This is a genomic window from Mesoflavibacter sp. CH_XMU1404-2 (assembly GCF_037029465.1).
In the GTDB taxonomy this organism is placed as follows: Bacteria; Bacteroidota; Bacteroidia; order Flavobacteriales; family Flavobacteriaceae; genus Mesoflavibacter.
Genome location: NZ_JAYMEM010000001.1, coordinates 34,905 through 59,971 on the forward strand (window position 1 = coordinate 34,905; position 25,067 = coordinate 59,971).

The window sequence follows — 25,067 nt, forward strand, 5'->3', positions numbered from 1 at the left end:
ATTTAATAAATGACTGAAGACACAAAACCTATAGACGACTATTTAGACAATCATTACATCCATAAAAGTAATTGGTTAAGGGCTGCAGTACTTGGTGCTAATGACGGTATCTTATCTACCGCCAGTCTAGCTATTGGTGTAGCAACTGCAAGCCACTTAAGAGAGCCTATTATACTTGCTACAGTTGCAGGATTAGTCGCTGGTGCATTATCTATGGCAGCAGGAGAATACGTGTCTGTAAGCTCGCAAACCGATATTGAAAAAGCCGATATTGAACGTGAAAAACAAGAGCTTGAAGACATGCCCGAAATTGAATTACAACGTCTAGCCGATATATATGAAGAAAGAGGTCTAAAGAAAGAGACAGCTATGTTAGTTGCTAAAGAACTTACTGAACACGATGCTTTAGGCGCACACATAAGAGACGAATTGGGTATAAACGAAATTAGTCAAGCTAATCCAATACAAGCTGCCATAGCTTCTGGATCTGCTTTTACTTTTGGCGGTGCTTTACCGCTTTTAGTTACTTTGTTTTTACCCATTAAACACATGGAATATTATTTATACGGATTTTCTATTTTATTTTTAATATTACTAGGTGCAATAGCTGCAAAAACTGGTGGTTCAAATATTTTCAAAGCTGTTATTAGAATTACCTTTTGGGGTACTGTAGCCATGGGATTAACCGCATTAGTAGGTTATTTATTTGGCGTAAGTGTATAGTGTATAATGACATCCTAATAAATAAAAAAAACACCTAAAATTTAGGTGTTTTTTTATTATATAAGTTTTAAAAAGGAATATATTAATCACGAATTAATGGCATTGTACTACAACGTAGCAAGCCTTCTTGTTTTGCTATTTCGGCGTAAGGCACTTCTTCAACAGTAAAACCATTTTCTCTAAGCCAAGTATTTAAACGCGTGAAGTTTTGTTCAGAAATAATAACGTTTTCAGAAATAGAAAAAATATTACTATTCATATTATACATTTCTTCTTTGGTTATAATAAAGCAGTTGTCTTTACCAAAGTAATTAAGTAGCCATTCAAATTCGGTTTCATCTCTAAATCCTTCTTTGTGTAAGATTGCTTTATCGGTTCCTATAGGTTGAAAACAACAATCTAAATGCAATGCATTATCGTAAGGATTGGTTTGTGATTTATTTAAATCGAAACTCTTTACTTTTTTATGAGGAAATTTTTCTTTGATGTAATCTACACCTGCTTGATTGGTTCTAGCAACAATATAATCTGAATAATCTTCACCTCTGTAAGTGCCGATAAAAATATAATCGTTCCAAAGCATTACATCTCCTCCTTCTATATGAGCTTCTTCTGGAGGACGAATTAATTTATTAGGATCTATTTGATCTATGACATATTGTATCGCTTCTAATTCGTTTTCACGATCAGGAAGAATATTTGCTTTTACAAACACATCATCTATTACAAAAGCTATATCTCTTGCAAAAATCTGATTACAATTTTCTATTAATTCTGGTCTATAAACCTTAACATCATACTTTTCAAAAACTTTAGCTACAGCTTCCATTTCTTTTACCATATCTTTTTCTATTGGATATGTACCAGCTTTAATATGTTCTAAAGATTTTGGATCGTAAGCCTCTTCTATTTTGGGAGTTGGACCATTACTTTTTGCGGTTCCTAAAACTACAGCCCGAAGCCGAGATGTTTCGTTTTTTACATTTAATTTTAGCATAAAGTAAATATATAAAAAAGCTTCATAACATAATTATGAAGCTTGTTTTTTTGAAGTTATTTTAGGTCTATCTTTCGTTGATAGATTTAAATTCTCTGAGGTTTTCACCAATGTAAATTTGTCTTGGACGACCAATTGGTTCTTTACGTAAGCGCATTTCTCTCCACTGTGCAATCCAACCTGGTAAACGTCCTAAAGCAAACATTACTGTAAACATTTCTACAGGAATACCCATTGCTCTGTAAATAATTCCTGAATAGAAATCTACGTTTGGATATAATTTACGTTGTACAAAGTAATCATCACTTAATGCTTCTGAAGCTAATCCTTTAGCTATATCTAATACTGGATCTTCAACGCCTAAATCTCCTAATACTTCATCTGCAGCTTTTTTGATAATTTTTGCACGTGGATCAAAGTTTTTATACACACGGTGACCGAAGCCCATTAAACGGAAAGGATCTTCTTTATCCTTAGCTTTAGCCATGTACTTTTTTGTATCTCCACCATCTTCTTTAATTGCTTCAAGCATTTCTAAAACTGCTTGGTTTGCTCCACCGTGAAGTGGTCCCCAAAGTGCAGAAATACCAGCCGATAAAGATGCAAATAAACCTGCATGAGAAGAACCTACTATTCTTACAGTTGAAGTAGAACAGTTTTGCTCGTGATCTGCATGTAATATTAATAATTTATCCAATGCATTTACTAAGATTTCACTTTGCTCATAGTCGTGATTTGGTTTTTCAAACATCATTTTTAAGATGTTTTCTACATAACCTAACTTATCGCTTCCGTAGTTAAGAGGTAAACCTTGTTTTTTACGCATTGTCCAAGCTACAAGAACAGGAAACTTACCTAATATCTTAACAATAGCTTTGTACATATCTTCTTCTGAATTCACATTTACAGAAGAAGGATTAAAAGCTGTTAAAGCACTGGTTAAAGATGCTAAAACACCCATTGGATGTGCTGACTTAGGGAAAGCGTCTAATATTTTCTTTACATCATCATCTACTACAGACTCGTTTTTAATATCTGTATGAAACTTGTCTAATTGTTCTTTAGTTGGTAATTCTCCAAAGATCAATAAATAAGCAACCTCTAAAAAGTCTGCTTTTTCAGCTAAATCTTCAATAGCATAACCTCTATATCTTAATACACCTTCTTCCCCATTTAAAAAAGTAATAGCACTTTCACAAGACCCTGTGTTTTTATAACCTGGATCTATAGTTGTAACGCCACCAGTTACACTTCTAAGTGATTTAATATCTATTCCTATTTCATTTTCTGTACCTACGATTAATGGAAATTCGTGTTTTTCGCCATTAACCTCTAGAATTGCTGTATTTGACATATATTTGATTTGTATAATTTAGTTTGAATAAGTGCTGTAAAAGTACGAAATGTAAGCCGATTTTTAAAGCGTATTAACATGGATTTTGCTATATTGATATAGTTATTTGCTATCAAAAAAAAAACTCTCATCGTTTTGATGAGAGTTTTTGAATAATTTTATATATAAAAAGTAATTATCTATTTACTTTAAAAGCTTTTTCTTTTGGATAATAAGCTACATCTCCTAATTCTTCTTCTATACGAAGTAATTGGTTGTATTTAGCCATACGATCACTACGTGATGCAGATCCTGTTTTTATTTGTCCACAGTTTAATGCCACAGCTAAATCTGCAATAGTATTATCTTCAGTTTCTCCTGATCTGTGAGACATAACCGAAGTATATCCCGCATTATGAGCCATGTTTACTGCTGCAATAGTTTCAGTTAAAGTACCAATTTGGTTTACTTTAATTAAAATTGAATTAGCTATATCTTGGTCAATTCCTCTAGATAAACGCTCTACGTTGGTTACATATAAATCATCACCAACTAATTGTACTTTATCTCCGATTTTTTCGGTTAAGTATTTCCAACCTTCCCAATCGTTTTCATCCATACCATCCTCAATAGAAATAATTGGATATTTACTTGCTAATTCTGCTAAGTAATCTGCTTGCTCTTGACTAGTTCTTACGACACCTTTATCGCCTTCAAATTTTGTGTAATCGTATTTTCCGTCTACATAAAATTCTGCAGAAGCACAATCTAAAGCAATCATTACATCATCACCTAAGTTATATCCTGCATTTTTAACTGCTTTTGCAATTGTATCAAGTGCATCTTCTGTACCATCTAAAGTTGGTGCAAAACCACCTTCGTCACCTACAGCTGTACTTAAATCTCTATCGTGTAATACTTTTTTAAGATTATGGAAAATTTCTGTTCCCATTTGCAATGCATGTGAAAAGTTTTTTGCTTTTACAGGCATTACCATAAACTCTTGAAATGCAATTGGAGCGTCACTATGTGAACCTCCGTTAATGATATTCATCATTGGAACAGGTAAAGTATTTGCACTTACACCACCAACGTATCTATAAAGAGGCATACCTAACTCTGCTGCTGCTGCTTTTGCAACTGCTAAAGACACACCTAAAATAGCATTAGCACCTAATTTAGATTTATTTGGTGTACCATCTATTTTACACATTAATGTGTCAATATAGTTTTGTTCAAAAACGTTAACACCAAGCAATTCTTCAGCTAAAATATTATTAACATTATCTACTGCTTTGGTTACACCTTTACCCATATATTTATCGCCACCATCTCTAAGCTCTACCGCTTCATGTTCTCCAGTTGAAGCACCAGAAGGAACTGCTGCTCTTCCTAAAAATCCATTTTCAGTTTCTACATCAACTTCCACTGTTGGGTTTCCTCTGGAATCAAAAATTTGTCTTGCGTGAACATTGATTATAACACTCATATTTTTAATTTTTAGTTATTTATAGTCAAATTTACGGCTAAAATCTCACTATAAATAGCTTTAAAGTAAGAAATACATAAAATTTAATCTATATCGTTTTAGTAAAAGAAAAAAGGCAACGAAATTTAAAATTCATTGCCTTTTTATTATTAGTTTGATTTGATATTTTCTATGAATTGATCAAAAAGATAAGTTGAGTCGTTTGGACCTGGACTTGCTTCTGGATGATACTGTACAGAGAATACATTTTTGGATTTCATTTTTAAACCAGCAACAGTATTATCGTTAAGATGTACGTGTGTGATTTCTAAATCTGGATGTGCTTCTGCTTCTTCTCTATTTACCGCAAACCCGTGGTTTTGAGATGTTATTTCACCTTTACCAGTTTCTAAGTTCATGATTGGGTGATTTATACCTCTATGTCCGTGGTGCATTTTGTAAGTAGAAATTCCGTTAGCTAAAGCGATAACTTGGTGACCTAAACAAATTCCAAATAAAGGGAGATTTTTATCTATAATTTGTTTTGCTACTTCAATAGCTCCTTTTAAAGGTTCTGGATCACCAGGTCCATTTGATAAAAAATAGCCATCAGGATTCCAATCACTCATATCTTTAAAAGTACTATCAAAAGGGAAGACTTTTATATATGCGCCACGTGTTGCTAAATTACGAAGGATGTTCTTTTTTATTCCTATATCTAATGCAGCTATCTTTATAGGAGCATTTTCATCTCCTACATAATATGCTTCTTTAGTTGATACTTTAGAGGCAAGTTCTAAACCATTCATTGATGGTACTTTTGCTAATTGCTCTTTTAAACCTTCAACATTATCAACTTCAGTAGAAATAACTGCATTCATCGCTCCGTTTTCACGTATGTACGTAACTAATGCGCGTGTATCTACATCAGAAATTGCTAAAAGATTGTGTTTGTTTAAAAAATCTTCTAATGATCCATCTGCTTTTACTCGGGAAAAATCATAACTAAAGTTACGACAAATTAATCCTGATATTTTAATTGAGTCAGATTCAACTTCTTCATCATTAACTCCATAATTACCAATATGCGCATTGGTTGTTACCATTAATTGTCCATAGTAAGACGGATCTGTAAATATTTCTTGATAACCAGTCATGCCGGTATTAAAACATACTTCTCCAAAAGCAGTGCCTTCTTTGCCTACTGCTTTTCCATGAAAAATTGTTCCGTCTTCTAATAAGATAAGTGCTTTTTTAAGTTTTTGATATTTCATTGTAATAATAAAGGTTTCACAAAATTGCATAAAAAAAAGGATAATCTAAAATAGATTATCCTTTATATGTTAAATGCTTATTAACATTTATTCTTCTTCGTTAGTTGCTGTGTTATCAACTTTAGCTGCAGCTGGTTTAGAACCACCACGTCTACTTCTTCTTGTTGATTTTTTAGGCTTATTACCAGCGTTATAGATTTCGTTATAATCTACTAACTCGATCATAGCCATATCAGCGTTATCTCCTAAACGATTACCTAATTTGATAATACGTGTATATCCACCTGGCCTGTCTCCTACTTTAGTTGCTACTTCTCTAAATAATTCTGTAACAGCCTCTTTTTGTCTTAATCGACTAAAAACGATACGTCTATTATGAGTAGTATCTTCTTTAGCTTTAGTAATCATTGGCTCTACAAAAACTTTTAAAGCTTTTGCTTTAGCAACAGTAGTGTTGATACGCTTGTGCTCTATTAAAGAACAAGCCATGTTAGCTAACATAGATTTTCTATGTGCTGTTTTTCTACCTAAGTGGTTTATTTTTTTTCCGTGTCTCATGACATTTTTGTTTTAACCATCATCTTGCTCTACCCTTTTTGAGGAGCAAAATATGAAGTGTTAGTCTTTATCTAATTTGTATTTTGAAAGATCCATACCGAAGTTAAGACCTTTAACATTAACAAGCTCTTCAAGCTCTGTTAAAGATTTTTTACCAAAGTTACGGAACTTCATTAAATCATTTTTATTGAAAGATACCAAGTCACCTAAAGTATCTACTTCTGCAGCTTTTAAACAGTTAAGAGCACGAACAGATAAATCCATATCTACTAACTTAGTTTTAAGCAACTGTCTCATATGAAGCGATTCTTCATCATAAGTTTCAGTTTGAGCTATCTCATCAGCTTCTAAAGTAATTCTCTCGTCTGAGAATAACATAAAGTGGTGAATTAACGTTTTAGCTGCTTCTGTTAAAGCATCTTGTGGATTTATAGAACCATCTGTTTGAATCTCGAAAACTAACTTTTCATAATCAGTTTTTTGCTCTACACGATAATTTTCAATGCTGTATTTAACATTTTTAATTGGTGTATAAATCGAATCTGTAAAAATTGTTCCTATAGGAGCTGTAGCTTTTTTGTTTTCTTCAGCAGGAACATAACCTCTACCTTTTTCGATAGTGATTTCCATGTTAATATTTACTTTTGGATCTAAGTTACAGATTACTTGATCTGCGTTTAATACTTGAAATCCTGAAATAAATTTTTGAAAATCTCCAGCAACGATTTGTTCTTGTCCAGAAATTGAAATTGAAACAGACTCATTATCTACATCTTCTATTTGACGCTTAAAACGAACTTGTTTTAAGTTTAAGATAATTTCTGTTACGTCTTCAACAACACCTGGTATTGTAGAAAATTCGTGATCTACACCTTCTATTCTAACTGATGTTATTGCAAAACCTTCTAAAGATGAAAGTAAAACTCTACGTAAAGCATTACCAACTGTTAAACCATAACCTGGTTCTAATGGTCTGAATTCGAATTTACCTTCGAAATCAGTAGAATCAATCATGATTACTTTATCAGGTTTTTGAAAATTAAATACTGCCATATTGTTCTTCGTTTTAATTGTTATTTAGTTGCGCGGTTTATAAGTTTGAAGAGATACGAATAAACCCTTTGGCTAAATACCAATGTTAATTTATTATTTAGAGTATAATTCGACGATGAATTGCTCGTTAATATTTTCTGGTATTTGAATTCTTGCTGGTACAGATACAAAAGTTCCTTCTTTTTTCTCTGTATTCCAAGTAATCCATTCAAATACATTACTTGAATTTGAAAGTGATCTTTCTATAGCTTCAAGTGATTTAGATTTTTCTCTTACTGCAACAACATCTCCTGCTTTTAATTGGTATGAAGGAATATTTACTACTTCACCATTAACAGTAATATGTCTGTGAGAAACTAATTGTCTTGCTCCTCTTCTTGAAGGAGAGATACCCATTCTAAATACAACGTTATCTAATCTAGACTCACACAATTGTAATAAAACTTCACCTGTAATTCCAGGTGCTGCTGTTGCTCTTTTAAACATGTTTCTGAATTGCTTTTCTAAAATACCATAAGTATATTTAGCTTTTTGCTTTTCCATTAATTGGATTGCATATTCAGATTTTTTACCACGTCTTTTGTTTGCTCCATGTTGTCCTGGAGGGTAATTTCTTTTTTCGAAAGCTTTATCGTCTCCGAAGATAGCTTCGCCAAATTTACGAGCTATTTTAGTTTTAGGACCAGTATATCTTGCCATTTTTAAATTAATTAAAGAGTGATTATGAATTAAGGTCTTAATCTTATCCTTCGATAATCGTTAATCTCTTGTTATACTTGTTTATTAAATTTTTCAGTTTGCAAATTTATGCAAAAAATTAATACCATCTGTAAAACAGATGATATTAATTTTATAATGTATTTTAATGACGTAAAAGGTTTTACGTTATTAAACTCTTCTTCTTTTAGGAGGACGACATCCGTTGTGTGGTAATGGAGTAACATCTACGATTTCGGTTACTTCGATACCTGCATTGTGAATAGAACGGATAGCAGATTCTCTACCATTACCAGGACCTTTCACATAAACTTTCACCTTTTTTAAACCAGCCTCTTTAGCTACACCTGAAGCATCTTCTGCTGCTAATTGCGCTGCATAAGGAGTATTTTTTTTAGATCCTCTAAAGCCCATCTTACCTGCAGATGACCATGAAATTACGTCACCTTTTTTGTTTGTAAGTGAGATAATGATGTTGTTAAAAGAAGCTGTGATGTGTGCTTCTCCTACAGCATCAATAATAACTTTACGTTTTTTTGTACTTTTAGCGTTTGTCTTTGCCATATTATTATTGTTCTTTGTTTTTAGTTAATAGTCGCTAGAATCCTAAACCTTTTATAATTTCAAACAGATTCCTTCCAACGTCTAAATACTAAAGACCAAATTGTTTATTAGCTTGCTTTTTTCTTGTTAGCAACTGTTTTTCTTCTACCTTTTCTAGTTCTAGAGTTGTTTTTAGTACGTTGTCCTCTTAAAGGAAGACCTGCTCTATGACGTATACCTCTGTAACATCCTATATCCATTAATCGCTTAATGTTTAATTGAGTTTCAGAACGTAATTCACCTTCAATAGTATAGTTACCAACAGCATCACGGATTGCTCCGATTTGATCATCTGTCCAGTCTTGTACTTTGATGCTTTCGTCTACTTTAGCAGCTGCTAAAATTTCTTTTGCTCTACTTTTACCTACTCCGTAGATATAAGTTAAAGAGATTACTCCTCTTTTCTGTTTTGGTATGTCTACTCCTGCAATTCTTGCCATAATTACCCTTGTCTTTGTTTGAATCTAGGATTCTTTTTATTAATGACGTAAAGTCTACCTTTTCTGCGCACTATTTTACAATCTGCGCTTCTTTTTTTAATTGATGCTCTTACTTTCATCGTATTTAGTATCTATAAGTTATACGAGCCTTAGTTAAATCGTAAGGACTCATTTCTAATTTTACTTTATCTCCTGGTAAAAGTTTAATGTAATGCATACGCATTTTACCAGAAATATGCGCAGTCACAATGTGACCATTTTCTAATTCTACTCGGAACATAGCATTAGATAATGCTTCTATAATTGTTCCGTCTTGTTCTATTGCTGCTTGTTTTGCCATGTTAAAAATATTAAGCTACTGCTTTTCTGTTTTTACCTGTTTTCATCAAGCCATCGTAATGTCTATTTAACAAGTAAGAGTTTACTTGTTGCATAGTATCGATTGCAACTCCAACCATAATTAATAATGATGTACCTCCAAAAAATAATGCCCATCCTTGTTGTACACCCATTAACTTAACTATAAATGCTGGGAACACAGCTATTAAAGCTAAGAATATTGAACCTGGTAACGTTATTTGAGACATTATCTTGTCTAGGTACTCTGATGTTTCTGATCCTGGACGAATACCTGGTATAAAACCACCGCTTCGTTTTAAATCATCAGCCATTTTGTTTGTAGGTACTGTAATTGCAGTATAAAAATATGTGAATATAATTATTAATAATGCAAATACTAAATTGTACCAAAAACCAAATATATCAGAGAAATTTGTTTGTAGCCACAAACCTGCTGATGTATCTTCTAAGAAAGAAGATTTACCAATAAGACCTGGAACAAACATAATTGCTTGAGCAAAAATGATAGGCATTACACCTGAAGCGTTAAGCTTTAATGGAATGTATTGTCTTGATCCAAATACATTCTTTTCATAACCACCAGATGCTGTTCTTCTTGCATATTGTACAGCAATTTTACGTACAGCCATTACTAATAAGATTGACAATAAAATGATAGCAAACCAAATAACAACTTCAAATAAAATCATCATTACGTTATTACCATCTTGTAATCTTGATGCTGCATTTTGTAAAAATGCTTTAGGTAAGGTAGCAATAATACCAACCATAATTAATAATGAAATACCATTACCAATTCCTTTGTCAGTAATTTTTTCTCCTAACCACATTGCAAAAATTGTACCTGTAACTAAGATTACTATAGAAGAAACATAAAACATTCCTCCTTGTCCTAATAAAAATGCTGAATTTGGAATACCAAACACTGGACCTAAACTAGCTAAATAACCTGGTGCTTGTACTAAACATATAGCAATAGTTAGCCATCTTGTTATTTGCGTTATTTTCTTTTGTCCACTTGCACCTTCTTTTTGTAGCTTTTGTAAGTAAGGAATAGCTATTCCCATTAATTGAACCACAATAGAGGCTGAAATGTAAGGCATGATTCCTAGAGCAAAAACTGAAGCATTAGCAAAAGCTCCACCAGTAAAGGCATTTAATAATCCAAATAAACCTTCACTAGTTTCAGTTTGTAAGTTAGATAACTGAGCAGCATCTATACCTGGTAATACCACTTGTGCTCCAAATCTATAAACTAATAACAGACCAACAGTAACGATGATTCTGTTTCTTAGTTCTTCGATTTTCCAAACATTTTTTAATGTCTCTATAAATTTCATGCGTCTATAATTCTTATAAAGTTACAGCTTCTCCTCCTGCAGCTTCGATAGCAGCTTTAGCAGTAGCAGTAAATTTATGAGCTGTTACGTTTAACTTTGATTTTAATTCACCTCTTCCTAAGATTTTAACTAATTCGTTTTTACCAACTAGTCCTAAACTTACAAGTGTTTCAAAATCTAAAGTATCCTTAATTTTCTTATCGTCAACTAATTGTTGAATGGTATCAAGGTTAACACCTTGGTACTCTTTACGATTTATGTTAGTAAAGCCAAACTTAGGTACTCTACGTTGGATTGGCATTTGCCCTCCTTCGAAACCTACTTTTTTAGAGTATCCTGATCTAGACTTAGCTCCTTTGTGACCACGTGTTGCAGTACCACCTTTACCAGAACCTTGACCTCTACCTACTCTTTTCCCTTGACCTTTAACTGAACCTTCTGCAGGTTTTAAATTACTTAAATCCATTTTTCAGTATTATTATTTAATTTCTTCTACAGAAACTAAGTGATTTACTTTTGCTACCATTCCTAAGATATTAGGAGTAGCCTCGTGCTCTACAACTTGCCCAATCTTTTTAAGACCTAGAGCTTCTAAAGTTCTCTTTTGTCTTTGAGTTCTATTGATTGCGCTTTTAACTTTTGTTACTTTTATCTTAGACATTTCTGTTTTGATTATCCGTTAAAAACTTTTTCTAAAGAGATTCCTCTTTCTCGAGCAATCGATTGTGGGTCTCTTAATTGTAATAAAGCATCAAAAGTAGCTTTTACTACATTATGTGGGTTTGATGATCCTTGAGACTTAGATAATACATCGTGTACACCTACTGCTTCTAAAACTGTTCTTACAGCTCCACCAGCAATTACTCCTGTACCAGGAGCTGCAGGTATGATGTTTACTCTTGCTCCACCATATTTACCTTTTTGTTCGTGAGGTAATGTACTTTTTGATAAAGGTATACGTACTAAGTTTTTCTTAGCATCTTCTATTGCTTTTGCGATTGCACTTGCAACATCTTTTGATTTACCTAAACCATGACCTACAACACCTGATTCATCACCAACCACTACGATTGCTGAAAATCCAAATGCTCTACCTCCTTTGGTTACTTTAGTAACTCTTTGTACACCAACTAAACGATCTTTAAGATCTAATCCACTTGGTTTTACTAACTCTGCGCTTTTGTATTTTTGATACATAATTTCTTAGAATTTAAGTCCTCCTTCTCTAGCTCCTTCAGCTAATGATTTTACTCTTCCGTGATATAAATAACCACCTCTATCAAAAGAAATAGTTTCAACACCAGCCTTTAAGGCTTTTTCAGCGATAGACTTACCTACTAATGCAGCTACTTCTACTTTATTACCTTTTGAAGAACTAATATCTTTATCTCTTGAAGATGATGCTACGATTGTTTTACCTGTAACGTCATCTACTATTTGAGCATAAATTTCTTTATTACTTCTGAAAACAGATAATCTAGGTCTTGCTTCTGTACCAGAAACAACCTTACGGATTCTGTTTTTTATTCTTAATCTTCTTTGTGATTTTGTTAACGCCATAACTAAATTATTATGCTGATTTACCAGCTTTTCTTCTTAATTCTTCTCCAACAAACTTAATACCTTTTCCTTTGTATGGTTCAGGTTTTCTAAATCCTCTGATTTTAGCAGCAACTTGTCCTACTAATTGTTTATCAAAAGATGAAAGTTTAATGATTGGATTTTTACCTTTTTCAGAAACTGTTTCAACTTTAATTTCTGGTGCTAAACTCATCACTATGTTATGTGAAAAACCTAAGGCTAATTCTAAAATATTACCTTGGTTACTTGCTCTATATCCAACTCCGACTAATTCTAATTCTTTAGTCCAACCTTTAGATACTCCTTCAATCATGTTATTGATTAAAGAACGGTATAAACCGTGCTTAGCTTTATGTTGTTTAGTTTCTGCAGAACGTGTTACTAATACGTTTCCTTCTTCTACTTTTACACCTACAGTATCAAAATCTTGAGATAACTCTCCTAATTTTCCTTTTACTGTAATTGTGTTTTCTTGTACTGTTACAGTTACTCCTTCTGGAATGGCAACTGGACTATTTCCTATTCTTGACATTTTCTTTCTGGATTTTTAATTAGTAAACGTAACATAAAACTTCGCCTCCAACATTCTCTCTTTGGGCTTGCTTACCTGTCATTACTCCGTGAGAAGTAGAAACAATTGCAATACCTAAACCATTAAGAATTCTTGGCATTTCTTTAGAACCTGAATACTTACGTAAACCAGGTTTACTAATTCTTTGAATTTTTCTAATTACTGGTTCTTTTGTCTCTTTGTTGTACTTAAGAGCTATTTTAATAGTTCCTTGTACTGAAGAATCATCAAATTTATAACTTAAAATATATCCTTGATCGAATAAGATTTTAGTTATATCCTTTTTTAAATTTGAAGCAGGAATTTCAACTACTCTGTGATTAGCACGCACTGCGTTTCTAATTCTAGTTAAATAATCTGCTATTGGATCTGTATACATATGTATTAATTTGCGGACTTGGTTTTTGCACTATTGCAAACCTTAATCCAATTTATAATAATTTTACCAACTTGCTTTTTTAACACCTGGTATTAAACCTTTGTTTGCCATTTCTCTAAACATTACACGAGAGATTCCAAAGGTACGCATGTATCCTTTTGGTCTTCCTGTAAGTTTACATCTATTGTGCATACGAACCGGAGAGGCATTTTTAGGTAACTTTTGTAATGCTTCGTAGTCTCCAGCTTCTTTTAAAGCTTTACGTTTTTCAGCATATTTAGCTACTGCTTTTGCTCTTTTAACCTCACGGGCTTTCATTGATTCTTTAGCCATAATTTAGTTTTTTTGAAAAGGCAATCCTAATTCTGTTAATAATGATTTTGCTTCTTTATCAGTTTCAGCAGAAGTTACAAATGTAATATCCATTCCGTCAATTTTATTAACTTTATCGATATTTATTTCTGGAAATATAATTTGTTCTGTAACTCCTAAGTTGTAGTTACCTCTTCCGTCAAAACCTGTAGCTTTAATTCCGTTAAAATCTCTTACACGTGGTAACGCTGTAGTGATTAAACGATCTAAAAACTCATACATTCTTTCTCCACGTAAAGTTACTTTTGCTCCAATTGGCATACCTTTACGTAATTTGAAAGACGCAACATCTTTTTTAGACATAGTAGAAACTGCTTTTTGACCTGTAATTGTAGTTAATTCTTCAACTGCATGGTCAACTAACTTTTTATCTGCTACTGCTGCACCTACACCTCTAGAAAGTACTATTTTTTCTAGTTTTGGTACTTGCATAACATTACTATATCCAAATTCTTCTGTAAGAGCTGCAATTACTCTGCTTTTATACTCTTCTTTTAGTCTCGGTGAATATCCCATAACTATAATACTTCATTAGATTTTTTAGAAAATCTTACTTTTTTATCACCTTCCATTCTATAACCTACTCTTGTTGTTTCTCCTTTTGAAGTTAACAATGATAAGTTAGAAATGTTGATTGGTGCTTCTTTTTCTACAATACCGCCTTGAGGGTTTTGTGCACTTGGCTTAGTATGTTTCTTCACCATGTTTACACCTTCTACTATAGCTTTGTTTTTGTCGATAAATACTTTTTGTACTGTACCTTCAGATCCTTTGTGATCTCCAGCTATAACTTTTACGGTATCTCCTGTTTTAATTTTAAGCTTTGCCATCTTATTTATCAATTAAAGCACCTCTGGTGCTAATGATACAATTTTCATGAATTGTTTTTCACGAAGTTCTCTAGCTACCGGTCCAAATACACGTGTACCTCTCATCTCACCCGATGGGTTTAATAAAACGCAAGCGTTGTCATCAAATCTAATATAAGATCCGTCTGGACGTCTAACTTCTTTTTTGGTACGAACAACTACTGCTGTAGAAACAGCCCCTTTTTTAACGTTTCCGTTAGGAGTTGCATCTTTTACTGAAACGACAATTTTGTCACCTACAGAAGCATATCTTCTTTTAGTACCACCTAGAACACGTATTGTTAATACTTCTTTTGCTCCAGTGTTGTCTGCTACTTTTAATCTTGATTCTTGTTGTACCATAATTACTTCGCTCTTTCAATTATTTCAACTAATCTCCAACATTTAGATTTACTTAAAGGTCTTGTTTCCATGATCTTTACAGTATCACCAATGTTACAATCGTTTGTCTCGTCGTGTGCTACGTATTTTTTAGTCTTTAATACGAACTTTCCGTACATTGGGTGTTTTACTTTTTTAACCTCAGAAACCACGATTGATTTCTGCATTTTGTTACTAGTAACTACACCTATACGCTCTTTTCTTAAATTTCTATTTTCCATCTTTTAGCAGAATTATTTTAAATCTCTTTTAGTTAATTCCGTAGCTATTCTAGCAACATCACGTCTTATTGAACGTAATTGAATAGGATTCTCTAAAGGAGAGACTGCATGAGCCATTTTTAAATCTACATAGCTCTTTTTTGTTTCACTAAGTTTCTCTTGTAACTCAGCTACAGATAATTCTTTAATTTCTGACTGTTTCATAATATTAATTAATTATGCTTCGTAATCTCTAGCGATTACAAACTTAGTTTTTACTGGTAATTTTTGAGCTGCAAGTCTTAATGCTTCTTTAGCAACGTCTAAAGGCACACCTCCAACTTCAAATAAGATTCTTCCTGGTTTAACAACAGCCGCCCAATATTCTACAGCACCTTTACCTTTACCCATACGTACTTCAAGAGGTTTCTTTGTAATAGGCTTGTCTGGAAATATTTTAATCCATAATTGCCCTTCTCTTTTCATGTAACGAGTAGCTGCAATACGAGCTGCTTCAATTTGACGTGAAGTTAGAAAGTTAGAATCTAATGATTTTATTCCAAAAGTACCGTTTGATAATTGGTGCCCTCTTCCAGAGTTACCTTTCATACGTCCCTTTTGTTGTTTTCTAAATTTTGTTCTTTTAGGCTGTAACATTTTTTCTGTGCTTTAAAAAATTACTTTCTACGACGTGTTTTGTTTTCTCTCTTTCCACCACGTCCACCTTTTCCTTGCTTCTTAGATAATCCAACAAGAGGAGAAAGCTCTCTTTTTCCATATACTTCACCTTTCATGATCCATACCTTAACACCTAATCTACCATAAGTAGTGTGTGCTTCTACTAAAGCATAGTCAATATCGGCTCTAAAAGTTGATAAAGGAATACGTCCTTCTTTATAGTGTTCTGAACGTGCCATTTCAGCTCCGTTTAAACGACCACTAATTTGAACTTTAATTCCTTCAGCATTCATACGCATTGTTGCAGCAATAGCCATTTTAATAGCACGTCTGTAAGAAATACGATTTTCTATCTGACGAGCAATACTTGACGCAACTAAAAACGCATCTAGTTCAGGTCTTTTAATTTCAAAGATATTAATCTGAACTTCTTTTCCTGTAATTTTCTTAAGCTCTTCTTTTAACTTGTCTACCTCTTGTCCACCTTTACCGATAATAATACCAGGTCTAGCAGTAGTGATAGTAACGGTTACAAGTTTAAGAGTTCTTTCGATAATTACTCTTGACACACTAGCTTTAGATAAACGAGCATAAACATACTTTCTTATCTTATCGTCTTCGGCAAGTTTATCACCATAATCGTTTCCTCCGTACCAGTTAGATTCCCATCCTCTGATAATTCCTAAGCGATTTCCGATTGGATTTGTTTTTTGTCCCATATCTATCTTAGCTTTGTGTATTATTGTTTGCTCCTACTACGATTGTTACGTGGTTTGAGCGTTTTCTTATTCTGTGTGCACGTCCTTGAGGAGCTGGTCTTAATCTTTTTAACATAGATCCACCATCAACTCTTATCTCTTGAACAAAAAGTTCAGCATCTTCTATACTAGCATCCTCATTTTTTGCTTGCCAGTTAGCTATCGCAGATAATAATAATTTCTCTAAACGATTTGAAGCTTCTTTTTGGCTAAACTTTAAAATATTAAGTGCTTTCTCTACGCGTTCACCTCTAACTAAATCAGCAACTAAACGCATTTTTCTTGGTGACGTAGGACAGTTATTAAGTTTTGCAAAAGCTACTTGCTTTTTTGCATCCTTAATAGCGTCTGCCATTTGTTTTTTACGACTTCCCATAGCTTACTTCTTTCCTTTATTTTTAGCACCAGCGTGACCTCTAAATGATCTTGTTGGTGAAAATTCTCCTAATTTATGCCCAACCATGTTTTCTGTAACATAAACTGGAACAAACTGACGACCGTTGTGTACTGCAATTGTTTGACCTACAAAATCTGGAGTAATCATACTAGCTCTTGACCAAGTTTTGATTACAGTTTTTTTGTTAGCTTCAACATTAGCAGCTACTTTCTTCTCTAATTTATAATGAACGTAAGGTCCTTTTTTTAATGATCTTGCCATGTCTTATTATTTCTTTCTACGTTCTACAATATATTTGTTACTTGCTTTTGTCTTAGAACGGGTTCTGTAACCTTTAGCTGGCACACCGTTTCTAGAACGTGGATGTCCTCCTGAAGACCTTCCTTCACCACCTCCCATTGGGTGATCAACTGGGTTCATTACTACAGGTCTTGTTCTTGGACGTCTTCCTAACCATCTGCTACGTCCTGCTTTACCAGAAACTAATAATTGATGATCAGAGTTAGATACAGCTCCTATTGTAGCCATACAAGTAGACAAGATTAATCTAGTTTCACCTGAAGGTAATTTGATTGTTACAAACTTACCATCTTTTGCCATTAATTGTGCAAAAGCACCAGCACTACGAGCCATAACAGCTCCTTGACCAGGTCTTAACTCTACACAAGAAATAATTGTTCCTAAAGGAATATTTGCTAATGGCATTGCATTTCCTATTTCAGGAGATACAGTTTCACCAGAAACAACAGTTTGCCCAACTTTTAATCCGTTTTGAGCAATGATATATGCTTTTTCACCATCTTGATAGTTTAATAAAGCGATAAATGCTGTTCTGTTTGGATCGTATTGAATCGAAGCAACTTCTGCAGGAACACCTACTTTAGTTCTTTTAAAGTCGATAATACGATATCTTCTTTTATGACCACCACCTTTGTAGCGCATAGTCATACGTCCTTGACTGTTTCTACCACCTGATCTTTTTTTCGGAGCTAATAAGCTTTTTTCCGGCTTGTCAGTAGTAACGGCGTCAAACCCGTTTACTACTCTAAATCGCTGACCTGGTGTGATTGGTTTTAATTTTCTTACTGACATTTGTCTTTAATTACATGTTAGTGTATAAATCAATCATTTCACCTTCCGCCAGTTGTACAATTGCTTTTTTCTTAGCATTTGTTTTACCATGTTGAATACCAGTCTTTGTATACTTAGTATTTCTATCTGGACGGACATTTATAGTACGAACTTTTTCTACAGAAACTCCATAAGCAGCTTCTACTGCTTTTTTGATTTCTACCTTGTTCGCCTTAGTGTTCACGAAGAAACTGTAACAGTTGTTTACTTCACTGTTAGCAGTAGCTTTTTCTGTGATAATAGGTTTAATTAAGATACTCATTTTGTTTCTTATTTACTTAAGTTCGACTCAATTCCTTCTAAAGAACCCTCTAAAAGGATAACTTGATTTGCATTTAGTATTTTATAAGTGTTTAATTCTGAAGTAGTTACAACTTCAGACCCTTTTAAATTACGTGACGACAAATATACATTATTATTTGACGCACCCAACACAAACAACGATTTTTTGTCTTGTAGGTTTAATGCGTTTAAGATTGCTGTAAAGTTTTTAGTCTTTGGAGCATCAAAATTAAAGTCTTCTAAAACTATAATTGAATTCTCATTTGCCTTAATACTTAATGCAGACTTACGTGCTAAACGCTTTAAGTTTTTATTTAATTTAAAAGAGTAGTTTCTTGGTCTTGGTCCGAACATACGTCCTCCTCCTTTAAACACTCCTGATTTTATACTACCAGCTCTGGCAGTACCAGTACCCTTTTGCTTTTTAATTTTGCGAGTACTTCCTGCAATTTCTGCTCTTTCTTTAGATTTGTGCGTTCCTTGTCTTTGATTAGCTAGGTATTGCTTTACATCTAAATAAACAGCATGATTGTTAGGTTCTATAGCAAAAACACCATCAGAAAGGTCTGCCTTTCTTCCTGTTTCTTTTCCGTTTATATCTAAAACTGCTACTTTCATTACTTTCTGATAATTACATAAGCGTTTTTGTGTCCAGGTACACAACCTTTAACAACAAGTAAGTTCTTTTCTGGAACTACTTTTAAAACTCTTAAATTTTCAACTTTAATTGAGTCTCCACCCATACGACCTGCCATACGCATTCCTTTGAATACTCTTGCAGGGTATGATGCAGCACCAATAGATCCTGGTGCTCTTAAACGGTTGTGTTGACCGTGAGTAGCTTGTCCTACTCCGCCAAAACCATGACGTTTAACAACTCCTTGAAATCCTTTACCTTTTGATGTTCCTGAAACATCAACAAATTCACCTTCTACAAAGTGTTCTACAGTGATTGCATCACCTAATTTGTACTCCTCGTCAAAACCTTTGAATTCGACTAACTTGCGTTTTACAGAAGTACCTGCTTTTTTAGCGTGACCTAAGTCTGCTTTTGTAGCACTTTTTTCTGTCGCGTCATCGAAACCTAATTGTACAGCGTTGTAGCCATCAACTTCTTCAGTTCTGACTTGGGTAACGATACATGGTCCAGCTTCGATTACTGTACATGGAATGTTTTTTCCATTTTCATCAAAGATGCTGGTCATACCGATCTTTTTTCCAATTAACCCAGACATATTTATTTATTTAATTATTAATTTATTTATTAAAACTCAAGGCTGAAAAATACGTTTCAGCCTTGAATTGTATTTTTTACCGTTTTTCCTTCGCTCGCAGCTCCGGACATGTTTCGTTTAAATTCCTTAAACGAATTTTAATCTTACTTACACTTTGATTTCAACTTCAACTCCGCTTGGCAATTCAAGCTTCATTAAAGCATCAATTGTCTTAGAAGATGAAGAGTAAATATCTAATAATCTCTTGTAAGAGCTTAATTGAAATTGTTCTCTTGACTTCTTATTTACGTGTGGTGAACGTAATACAGTGAAAATCTTTTTGTGTGTTGGTAATGGAATTGGTCCAGTTACTACAGCACCTGTACTTTTTACTGTTTTTACAATCTTTTCAGCAGACTTGTCTACTAAATTGTGATCGTAAGACTTTAATTTTATTCTGATTTTTTGACTCATTTTCTTAAGATTTACGATTCAACGCCTTTAGCAGCTTTAATTACTTCTTCTGAAATGTTAGATGGTGTTTCTGCATAATGAGAAAATTCCATTGTAGAAGTTGCACGACCTGAAGACAATGTTCTTAACGTTGTTACATATCCAAACATTTCTGATAATGGTACAGTTGCTTTTACTGTTTTAGCTCCAGCTCTATCACCCATATCACTTACTTGTCCACGACGACGGTTTAAGTCTCCTACGATATCACCCATATTTTCTTCTGGAGTGATAACTTCTAACTTCATTATTGGCTCCATTATTACAGCTTTTGCAGCTTTTGCAGCAGCTTTGAAACCTAATTTAGCAGCTAATTCGAACGATAACTGATCAGAATCCACATCGTGGTAAGATCCATCTGTTAAAGTTACTTTCATAGCGTCTACTTCGTATCCTGCTAATGGACCATTTTTCATAGCCTCTTTAAATCCTTTTTCTACTGAAGGAACGAATTCTTTTGGTACGTTACCTCCTTTTATTTCAGAGACAAATTCTAAACCATCTTTTCCTTCTTCAGCTGGCTCTAAAGTAAATACAATGTCTGCGAATTTACCACGTCCACCTGATTGCTTTTTATAAACTTCTCTGTGTTCTGCACGTTGTGTAACTGCTTCTTTGTACTCTACTTGAGGTTGACCTTGACTAACTTCAACTTTAAATTCACGCTTTAAACGATCAACAATAATATCTAAGTGAAGCTCACCCATTCCTGATATAATTGTTTGACCAGAAGCTTCATCAGTTCTAGCTGTAAACGTTGGGTCTTCTTCGGCTAATTTAGCTAAAGCCATACCTAATTTATCAACATCTGCTTTAGTCTTTGGCTCTACCGCGATACCGATTACTGGATCTGGGAATTCCATAGATTCTAAAACGATTGGCGCATTTTCTGCAGATAAGGTATCTCCTGTTTTGATATCTTTAAAACCTACTGCTGCTCCAATATCTCCTGCTTCGATAAAATCAATTGCATTTTGCTTATTAGAGTGCATTTGGTAAATACGAGAGATACGTTCTTTTTTACCTGAACGATTGTTTAACACATAAGAGCCTGCATCTAAACGACCAGAATAAGCACGGAAGAATGCTAAACGACCTACGAACGGATCTGTTGCAATCTTAAACGCTAAAGCTGAAAATGGATCTTTAGCATCTGGTTTACGCACAACAGAATCTCCTGTATTAGGATCTGTTCCTACAATATTATCTCTATCTAACGGAGAAGGTAAATAACGACATACAGCATCTAATAAAAACTGCACACCTTTATTTTTAAATGAAGAACCACATACCATCGGTATGATAGCCATATCCATTACAGCAGCTCTAAGCGCAGCATGCACTTCTTCTTCTGTAATAGAATCCTCATCTTCCATGAATTTCTCTAATAAATTCTCATCGTAAGTAGCTACCTCTTCAATTAAAAGTGCACGGTACTTACGCGCTTCTTCTTTCATATCTTCTGGAATATTGATAACATCAAAAGTTGCCCCTTGAGTTTCGTCATGCCATACGATAGCTCTGTTTTTTACTAAGTCTATAATACCTTTAAAGTCTGCCTCATCACCAATGTTTAATACGATTGGCACTGCATTAGACTTTAACATATCTTTTACTTGTTGACATACCGCTAAGAAATTAGATCCTTGACGGTCCATTTTGTTAACAAATCCAATACGTGGCACTTTATAGTTATCAGCAAGTCTCCAGTTAGTTTCAGATTGTGGCTCAACACCATCAACTGCACTAAATAAGAATACTAAACCGTCTAATACACGTAAAGAACGGTTTACTTCTACTGTAAAATCAACGTGACCAGGAGTATCAATAATGTTAAAGTGATAATCTTTAGTTTCTGGTAATGGTTGTGCATTTTCCATTGGAAACTTCCACGTACAAGTTGTAGCGGCTGAAGTAATTGTAATACCTCTTTCTTGCTCTTGCTCCATCCAGTCCATAGTAGCAGCACCATCATGTACCTCTCCTATTTTATGAGAAACTCCTGTATAATAAAGAATACGCTCTGTTGTTGTAGTTTTACCTGCATCAATATGAGCTGCAATTCCTATGTTTCTTGTATATTTTAAATCTCTTGCCATTTCTTATTAAAATCTAAAGTGAGAGAATGCTTTGTTAGCTTCTGCCATTTTGTGAGTATCTATACGCTTCTTAACTGCTGCTCCTTCTTCTTTAGCTGCTGCTAAAATCTCTGAAGCTAATTTTAAAGCCATAGATTTTTCATTTCTTTTACGCGCGTAGCTGATTAACCACTTCATAGCAGTTGAAACCTTACGATCTGCACGTATCGGGTTAGGAATTTGAAATGTTGCTCCTCCAACACGACGACTACGTACTTCTACGTGAGGCATAACATTAGATAAGGCATCTTTCCAAATTTCTAAAGCTGTTTTTTCTTCATCTGTCTTTTTTGAGTCTACGATATCAATTGCATCATAAAACACCTTAAAAGCAACAGACTTTTTTCCGTCCCACATCATCATATTAACGAATCTAGTTACTAACTGATCGTTAAAACGCGGATCTGGTAAAAGCGGTCTTTTTTTCGCTTGTCTTTTTCTCATGTCTTCTTCTTAAAGTTTTAAATTACTTCTTAGGGCGTTTTGCACCATACTTAGATCTACGTTGTGTTCTACCTGCAACACCTGCTGTGTCTAAGGCACCACGAACGATGTGATATCTAACTCCTGGTAAATCTTTTACCCTTCCACCTCTAACCAATACTATCGAGTGCTCTTGTAAGTTGTGACCTTCACCACCGATGTATGCGTTAACCTCGTTACCGTTTGTTAAACGAACCCTTGCTACCTTACGCATTGCTGAGTTAGGTTTTTTAGGTGTTGTTGTATAAACACGAGTACATACACCACGTCTTTGAGGACACGAATCTAAAGCAGCCGATTTACTCTTCTTAGTTATTTTGGCTCTTCCTTTTCGTACTAATTGTGAAATTGTTGGCATATAATTTATATATAATTTTTTCGTTACCTCTTCTTAGAGGGCTGCAAAGGTAGAAATTAAAATTAATAATTCAAATCTTAAACCATTAATTTTCAACAGAATTTACTTTTTTATAAAATTCAGTTATAATTGGTTAAGTTTTTAGGTTAGTTTTACCCATCAAACAAAACACCTTAATAATTTGCGTTTAAAAGTTATTTTCTTAATTATCACTTTTCTTGTGATTTCAAAAAATCACTCACAAGACAAACAACTCAATATTATTGGTGTTGATAGTATTGAAACTTCGATTATTAATAATATTGAATACAATAAAGATCATATTGATGTTATTTCAATAGAAAAAGAAATCTCTAATCTCAAAATCAAACTTATTAATGACGGTTATATCAACTTAAGGTTAATTGGCTTGGATTCTGTTTCTAATAATCTATTCGTTGCAAAATTTCATCTTAAAAATAAAATTGAAACTACTCATATATATATTGGTAGTCTTTTAAGTGAAAACTTAAAAAAAAGCTTAAAAGAAAAAATATCAAATGACACACTTACAATAAAATATAAAGACACAGAAAAAACATTAGAAATCCTAACAGAAAAATTATCCTCTGAAGGCTATCCGTTTTTATCGATAAGCCTTAATAATATTTCGCAACTAGAAAAAAATAGCTTAAAAGCAGATTTAGTAATAAGCAATAAAAACAACAAAAGATTATTAAATAAAATATTAGTTAAAGGCTATGATAAATTCCCCAAGTCCTATTTAAAACATTATTTAAAACTTAAAACTAATAAGGATTTTAACATCACAGAAATAAAGAAGAAAACTAAAGCTTTAAATAACCTTAGTTTTGCCAACCAAAGTAAAGAACCTGAAATTCTATTTAGTAAAGACTCTACTCAACTATATTTATATATTGAAAAAGTAAAAAGCAATACTTTTGATGGATTTATTGGCTTTACAACTAATGAAGAATCAAATAAGATCGAGTTTAATGGATACTTAGATATAAACTTGACCAATAATCTAAATTACGGTGAAAGCTTACTTATTAATTACAAAAGTGACGAGTCAGATCAAACCAACTTCAATATAGAAGCAAACCTTCCTTATTTATTCAAGTCGCCAGTAGGATTAAATACAGCATTAAGAATAGTTAGAGTTGACTCTACATTTTCAAACACATCCCAGAAAGCAAACATCACATATCAACTTAATAGTGAAAACTTATTTTTTGGCGGTATTGAAGCTAACACATCCACCAACCTTTCTTCTTCAAACAATTTATTAATTGAAAACTATAACTCAAGCTTTACAAATTTTGGCTACCAATATTTAAAAAGACAAGTTTCAAATGTATTGTTTCCAATAAAAACGAAAATTGATTTACAATTTGGATTTGGTTCCAGAGAAAATGAAAGCAAAACAAAGCAGAATAAAATAAGTTTAGATGCAAATCATATCTTCAACCTAAATCAAAGAAATAGCTTTTACATAAGAGGGAAAACCGAAATACTAACCTCAAGCACTTATTTAGATAATGAACTTTATAGGTTTGGCGGGATAAACACAGTAAGAGGCTTTTCAGAAAACAGTATAATTGCTTCAAATTATCTTCTTTTGAACACAGAATACAGATACAACCTTAGTCCTAGTATATATATAAAAAGTGTCATCGATTTTGCAACATTTAAAAATGAAGTTCTAAATCAAGATCAAAACCTATACGGATTTGGGTTTGGATTTGGGATATTAACTAAATCTGGTATATTAAGTTTTGTGTATGCAAATGGCAAAAATGAAGATTTACCATTTAAAATAAATAATTCGAAGATACACCTTAAATTATCCGCAATATTCTAATTGAATATTAAGATTTTGAGAAATATTTATAA

The 25,067-nt window shown here is 33.4% G+C and carries 38 protein-coding genes; 2 read left to right on the top strand and 36 right to left on the bottom strand.

Annotated elements, in window-relative coordinates:
- The first annotated feature begins 9 nt into the window (after positions 1-9).
- A complete protein-coding gene (locus WA327_RS00150; protein ID WP_336065058.1) occupies positions 10-723 on the top strand; it encodes a VIT family protein in 714 nt (237 codons plus the stop codon).
- 82 nt (positions 724-805) lie between these two features.
- Here the strand turns inward: WA327_RS00150 and WA327_RS00155 are convergent, their stop codons facing one another.
- From WA327_RS00155 to rpsL, 36 genes are all read right to left on the bottom strand, one after another.
- The gene (locus tag WA327_RS00155) at positions 806-1,720 is read right to left on the bottom strand and encodes an arginine deiminase family protein (protein WP_336065061.1); all 915 of its coding nucleotides are present in this window, start codon (positions 1,718-1,720) and stop codon (positions 806-808) included.
- 67 nt (positions 1,721-1,787) lie between these two features.
- On the bottom strand, positions 1,788-3,074 hold the full coding sequence (locus tag WA327_RS00160) for a citrate synthase (protein WP_336065064.1): 1,287 nt from the start codon (positions 3,072-3,074) through the stop codon (positions 1,788-1,790).
- A 175-nt stretch (positions 3,075-3,249) separates the two neighbouring features.
- Positions 3,250-4,542 carry a phosphopyruvate hydratase gene (gene eno, locus WA327_RS00165; RefSeq protein ID WP_336065067.1) on the bottom strand — a complete coding sequence of 431 codons (1,293 nt, stop codon included), beginning with the start codon at positions 4,540-4,542 and terminating at the stop codon, positions 3,250-3,252.
- A gap of 149 nt (positions 4,543-4,691) precedes the next feature.
- A complete protein-coding gene (gene carA / locus WA327_RS00170; RefSeq protein WP_336065071.1) occupies positions 4,692-5,795 on the bottom strand; it encodes a glutamine-hydrolyzing carbamoyl-phosphate synthase small subunit in 1,104 nt (367 codons plus the stop codon).
- Between the two features lie 87 nt (positions 5,796-5,882).
- A complete protein-coding gene (rplQ, locus tag WA327_RS00175) occupies positions 5,883-6,353 on the bottom strand; it encodes a 50S ribosomal protein L17 (RefSeq protein WP_027880188.1) in 471 nt (156 codons plus the stop codon).
- 60 nt (positions 6,354-6,413) lie between these two features.
- On the bottom strand, positions 6,414-7,406 hold the full coding sequence (locus WA327_RS00180) for a DNA-directed RNA polymerase subunit alpha (RefSeq protein WP_027880189.1): 993 nt from the start codon (positions 7,404-7,406) through the stop codon (positions 6,414-6,416).
- 93 nt (positions 7,407-7,499) lie between these two features.
- The gene (gene rpsD, locus WA327_RS00185; RefSeq protein WP_027880190.1) at positions 7,500-8,105 is read right to left on the bottom strand and encodes a 30S ribosomal protein S4; all 606 of its coding nucleotides are present in this window, start codon (positions 8,103-8,105) and stop codon (positions 7,500-7,502) included.
- A gap of 189 nt (positions 8,106-8,294) precedes the next feature.
- Entirely contained in the window at positions 8,295-8,687 is a 393-nt protein-coding gene (gene rpsK, locus WA327_RS00190; protein ID WP_336065076.1) for a 30S ribosomal protein S11, read from the bottom strand.
- A 107-nt stretch (positions 8,688-8,794) separates the two neighbouring features.
- Positions 8,795-9,166: a 30S ribosomal protein S13 gene (gene rpsM, locus WA327_RS00195; RefSeq protein ID WP_027880192.1), complete on the bottom strand. Its 372-nt coding sequence runs from the start codon at positions 9,164-9,166 to the stop codon at positions 8,795-8,797.
- Positions 9,167-9,168: 2 nt separating this feature from the next.
- Entirely contained in the window at positions 9,169-9,285 is a 117-nt protein-coding gene (ykgO, locus tag WA327_RS00200) for a type B 50S ribosomal protein L36 (protein WP_010519235.1), read from the bottom strand.
- A 5-nt stretch (positions 9,286-9,290) separates the two neighbouring features.
- Positions 9,291-9,506, bottom strand: coding sequence for a translation initiation factor IF-1 (gene infA, locus WA327_RS00205; RefSeq protein ID WP_007094967.1), 216 nt, complete (start codon positions 9,504-9,506; stop codon positions 9,291-9,293).
- A gap of 10 nt (positions 9,507-9,516) precedes the next feature.
- The gene (gene secY, locus WA327_RS00210; protein ID WP_027880193.1) at positions 9,517-10,866 is read right to left on the bottom strand and encodes a preprotein translocase subunit SecY; all 1,350 of its coding nucleotides are present in this window, start codon (positions 10,864-10,866) and stop codon (positions 9,517-9,519) included.
- A 13-nt stretch (positions 10,867-10,879) separates the two neighbouring features.
- The gene (gene rplO, locus WA327_RS00215) at positions 10,880-11,332 is read right to left on the bottom strand and encodes a 50S ribosomal protein L15 (RefSeq protein WP_223076185.1); all 453 of its coding nucleotides are present in this window, start codon (positions 11,330-11,332) and stop codon (positions 10,880-10,882) included.
- Positions 11,333-11,344: 12 nt separating this feature from the next.
- Positions 11,345-11,527 (bottom strand): 50S ribosomal protein L30, encoded by a 183-nt coding sequence (gene rpmD, locus WA327_RS00220; RefSeq protein WP_336065096.1) that lies wholly within the window; start codon positions 11,525-11,527, stop codon positions 11,345-11,347.
- 11 nt (positions 11,528-11,538) lie between these two features.
- Entirely contained in the window at positions 11,539-12,063 is a 525-nt protein-coding gene (rpsE, locus tag WA327_RS00225) for a 30S ribosomal protein S5 (protein ID WP_336065099.1), read from the bottom strand.
- A gap of 6 nt (positions 12,064-12,069) precedes the next feature.
- Positions 12,070-12,426 carry a 50S ribosomal protein L18 gene (gene rplR, locus WA327_RS00230; RefSeq protein WP_336065101.1) on the bottom strand — a complete coding sequence of 119 codons (357 nt, stop codon included), beginning with the start codon at positions 12,424-12,426 and terminating at the stop codon, positions 12,070-12,072.
- Between the two features lie 10 nt (positions 12,427-12,436).
- Entirely contained in the window at positions 12,437-12,979 is a 543-nt protein-coding gene (rplF, locus tag WA327_RS00235) for a 50S ribosomal protein L6 (RefSeq protein WP_336065102.1), read from the bottom strand.
- A gap of 19 nt (positions 12,980-12,998) precedes the next feature.
- A complete protein-coding gene (gene rpsH, locus WA327_RS00240) occupies positions 12,999-13,397 on the bottom strand; it encodes a 30S ribosomal protein S8 (RefSeq protein WP_027880199.1) in 399 nt (132 codons plus the stop codon).
- Positions 13,398-13,460: 63 nt separating this feature from the next.
- Positions 13,461-13,730 carry a 30S ribosomal protein S14 gene (rpsN, locus tag WA327_RS00245; protein WP_336065105.1) on the bottom strand — a complete coding sequence of 90 codons (270 nt, stop codon included), beginning with the start codon at positions 13,728-13,730 and terminating at the stop codon, positions 13,461-13,463.
- A gap of 3 nt (positions 13,731-13,733) precedes the next feature.
- Positions 13,734-14,285, bottom strand: a complete 552-nt coding sequence (gene rplE / locus WA327_RS00250) for a 50S ribosomal protein L5 (protein WP_336065108.1) — start codon at positions 14,283-14,285, stop codon at positions 13,734-13,736.
- 2 nt (positions 14,286-14,287) lie between these two features.
- Positions 14,288-14,599: a 50S ribosomal protein L24 gene (rplX, locus tag WA327_RS00255; RefSeq protein WP_336065112.1), complete on the bottom strand. Its 312-nt coding sequence runs from the start codon at positions 14,597-14,599 to the stop codon at positions 14,288-14,290.
- Positions 14,600-14,611: 12 nt separating this feature from the next.
- A complete protein-coding gene (rplN, locus tag WA327_RS00260) occupies positions 14,612-14,980 on the bottom strand; it encodes a 50S ribosomal protein L14 (RefSeq protein ID WP_336065114.1) in 369 nt (122 codons plus the stop codon).
- 2 nt (positions 14,981-14,982) lie between these two features.
- Positions 14,983-15,240: a 30S ribosomal protein S17 gene (gene rpsQ, locus WA327_RS00265; RefSeq protein WP_027880204.1), complete on the bottom strand. Its 258-nt coding sequence runs from the start codon at positions 15,238-15,240 to the stop codon at positions 14,983-14,985.
- Between the two features lie 12 nt (positions 15,241-15,252).
- The gene (gene rpmC, locus WA327_RS00270) at positions 15,253-15,444 is read right to left on the bottom strand and encodes a 50S ribosomal protein L29 (RefSeq protein ID WP_336065117.1); all 192 of its coding nucleotides are present in this window, start codon (positions 15,442-15,444) and stop codon (positions 15,253-15,255) included.
- A gap of 12 nt (positions 15,445-15,456) precedes the next feature.
- Positions 15,457-15,876, bottom strand: coding sequence for a 50S ribosomal protein L16 (gene rplP, locus WA327_RS00275; protein WP_106687663.1), 420 nt, complete (start codon positions 15,874-15,876; stop codon positions 15,457-15,459).
- 20 nt (positions 15,877-15,896) lie between these two features.
- Positions 15,897-16,616 carry a 30S ribosomal protein S3 gene (rpsC, locus tag WA327_RS00280; RefSeq protein ID WP_336065122.1) on the bottom strand — a complete coding sequence of 240 codons (720 nt, stop codon included), beginning with the start codon at positions 16,614-16,616 and terminating at the stop codon, positions 15,897-15,899.
- 7 nt (positions 16,617-16,623) lie between these two features.
- Positions 16,624-17,031, bottom strand: a complete 408-nt coding sequence (gene rplV, locus WA327_RS00285; protein WP_027880208.1) for a 50S ribosomal protein L22 — start codon at positions 17,029-17,031, stop codon at positions 16,624-16,626.
- Positions 17,032-17,034: 3 nt separating this feature from the next.
- A complete protein-coding gene (gene rpsS, locus WA327_RS00290; protein ID WP_027880209.1) occupies positions 17,035-17,313 on the bottom strand; it encodes a 30S ribosomal protein S19 in 279 nt (92 codons plus the stop codon).
- Between the two features lie 6 nt (positions 17,314-17,319).
- On the bottom strand, positions 17,320-18,144 hold the full coding sequence (gene rplB, locus WA327_RS00295) for a 50S ribosomal protein L2 (RefSeq protein ID WP_336065129.1): 825 nt from the start codon (positions 18,142-18,144) through the stop codon (positions 17,320-17,322).
- Between the two features lie 10 nt (positions 18,145-18,154).
- A complete protein-coding gene (rplW, locus tag WA327_RS00300; RefSeq protein WP_336065132.1) occupies positions 18,155-18,445 on the bottom strand; it encodes a 50S ribosomal protein L23 in 291 nt (96 codons plus the stop codon).
- Positions 18,446-18,453: 8 nt separating this feature from the next.
- Positions 18,454-19,083, bottom strand: a complete 630-nt coding sequence (rplD, locus tag WA327_RS00305) for a 50S ribosomal protein L4 (RefSeq protein WP_336065135.1) — start codon at positions 19,081-19,083, stop codon at positions 18,454-18,456.
- Positions 19,083-19,700: a 50S ribosomal protein L3 gene (gene rplC / locus WA327_RS00310; protein ID WP_336065138.1), complete on the bottom strand. Its 618-nt coding sequence runs from the start codon at positions 19,698-19,700 to the stop codon at positions 19,083-19,085. Before rplC ends, rplD begins: the two co-directional genes overlap by 1 nt.
- 147 nt (positions 19,701-19,847) lie before the next feature.
- Positions 19,848-20,153, bottom strand: coding sequence for a 30S ribosomal protein S10 (rpsJ, locus tag WA327_RS00315; protein ID WP_010181931.1), 306 nt, complete (start codon positions 20,151-20,153; stop codon positions 19,848-19,850).
- Positions 20,154-20,164: 11 nt separating this feature from the next.
- Positions 20,165-22,291: an elongation factor G gene (gene fusA, locus WA327_RS00320; RefSeq protein WP_336065163.1), complete on the bottom strand. Its 2,127-nt coding sequence runs from the start codon at positions 22,289-22,291 to the stop codon at positions 20,165-20,167.
- A 6-nt stretch (positions 22,292-22,297) separates the two neighbouring features.
- The gene (rpsG, locus tag WA327_RS00325; protein WP_027880215.1) at positions 22,298-22,774 is read right to left on the bottom strand and encodes a 30S ribosomal protein S7; all 477 of its coding nucleotides are present in this window, start codon (positions 22,772-22,774) and stop codon (positions 22,298-22,300) included.
- A gap of 22 nt (positions 22,775-22,796) precedes the next feature.
- The gene (gene rpsL, locus WA327_RS00330; RefSeq protein WP_008269190.1) at positions 22,797-23,171 is read right to left on the bottom strand and encodes a 30S ribosomal protein S12; all 375 of its coding nucleotides are present in this window, start codon (positions 23,169-23,171) and stop codon (positions 22,797-22,799) included.
- 220 nt (positions 23,172-23,391) lie between these two features.
- On the opposite strand from rpsL, the gene WA327_RS00335 reads away from it, so the two are divergent.
- Positions 23,392-25,035, top strand: coding sequence for a hypothetical protein (locus tag WA327_RS00335; protein WP_336065166.1), 1,644 nt, complete (start codon positions 23,392-23,394; stop codon positions 25,033-25,035).
- Positions 25,036-25,067 lie beyond the last annotated feature (32 nt).